Source organism: Mesorhizobium sp. M4A.F.Ca.ET.022.05.2.1 (assembly GCF_003998845.1).
Lineage (GTDB): Bacteria > Pseudomonadota > Alphaproteobacteria > Rhizobiales > Rhizobiaceae > Mesorhizobium.
This window is the reverse complement of record NZ_RZOJ01000681.1, coordinates 1-1663: the sequence shown is the minus strand read 5'-3', so window position 1 is coordinate 1663 and position 1663 is coordinate 1. Positions and strand designations below refer to the sequence as shown.

Annotated in this window: 1 pseudogene; it reads left to right on the top strand. The window is 72.8% G+C overall.

Annotation, left to right across the window (positions count from 1 at the left end):
* A pseudogene (locus tag EN745_RS34505) lies at positions 1 to 1663 on the top strand (chromosome segregation protein SMC); the annotation flags it as partial.

Below are 1663 nucleotides of genomic sequence, written 5' to 3'. Positions count from 1 at the left end.
GACCTGCGCGACGCCGAAGCTGCCGCCGCCGCCGCCTTCCAGCGCCTGTCGATCGCCAAGACACAGATCGAGGAAGAGGCCGGCCGCATCCGCTCCCGCCAGGTCGAGCTTGAGCGCCGGCTGCAGCAGCTCGACGGCGACATGGCCCGCGAGGAGCGCATGGTGCGCGACAATGCGGATATCCTGGAGCGCCTTCGCGCCGAGGAAGCTTCGCTCAACTCCGAGAATGCCGGTGCCGCCGAGCGCGAGGCCACGACGCGCGCCGCCTTCGAACAGGCCGGGGCGACGCTCTCGCAGAGCGAAGCAAAGCTTGCCGCGCTGACCGCCGAACGGGCCGAGGCCGCCGCCTCGCGGCATCAGATCGAACGAACGTTGCGCGAGACCGCCGAGCGTCGCGACCGCTTTGCCCGCCAGCTCGCCGAGGTCGACCGCGAGCTTTCCGACATCGTCGCCCGCATTTCCGGCCTGCCCGATCCGGCCGAGAAGCGACTGCTGGTCGAGGACGCGCTCGCCCGCCTGGAAGAGAGCGAGGCCGGCGCCATCGCCGCCGAGCAGGCCGTCGCCGAGGCGCGCGGCTCCGAAAGCGCCGCCCGCCCGCCGCTACAGGACGCCAAGGCGGAGTTGCAGCGCATCGAGACCGAAGCCCGCACGCTTTCCAAGATTTTGAATGCCGCCAGCGGCGATCTTTTCCCGTCCGTGCTGGAGCAGCTCAGCGTCGAGCGCGGCTACGAGACCGCGCTGGGCGCCGCCCTCGGCGAGGATCTCGACGTGCCGCTCGACCGCAGCGCCCCGGTGCATTGGGGCGAGAGCGCGATCCAGCCTGGCGATGCAGCGCTGCCCGACGGCGTGAAGAGCCTTGCCAGCGTCGTGCGCGCGCCCTCCCAGCTTGCCCGCCGGCTGGCGCAGATCGGCATTGTCGAGGCTGCCGATGGCCGCCGTCTCCAGGCCCTGCTTGCGCCCGGCCAGCGGCTGGTCAGCCGTGACGGCGCGCTATGGCGCTGGGACGGCTTGACCGCCAGCGCCGACGCGCCGACCGCCGCGGCGCAGCGGCTGGCGCAGAAGAACCGGCTGGCCGAGCTCGACGCCGAGGCGGTGCAGGCCACCCGCGTCCTGCGCGAGGCCGAAGCAGCCCTTGCCCAGGCCGAACAGGCGCTGCGCCAGGCAAGCGAGGCCGAGCGCAATGCCCGCCAGGCCGGCCGCGATGCCCAGCATGGGCTGGATGCCGCCCGCAACGCGCTGGCCGAGGCCGAGAAGGCCGGCGGCGAGCTGGTGAGCCGGCGCGCCGCGCTCGACGAGGCGCGCGCCCGCGTCGTCGACAGCCATGAGGAAACCCAGGCGGCCTTCCTGGAAGCCGAAACGCTGCTGCAGGACGCGCCCGATCTCGGTGATCTGCAACTGCAGCTCGAACAGTCCTCGGCCAATGTCTCGCGCGATCGAGCCACTCTTGCCGACGCGCGCGCCGTCCATGAGGGCTTGCGGCGCGAAGCCGAAGCGCGTGTGCGCCGGCTCGAAGCCATCGGCGCCGAGCGCCGCAGCTGGCTGGAGCGGGCCGAGAACGCCTCGACGCAGATCGCCGCCCTTGGCGAGCGCAAGGCGGAAGCCGAGGCCGAGCGCGAGCGGCTGGCCGATGCTCCCGATGAGATTGATGCCAGGCGCCGCGCGC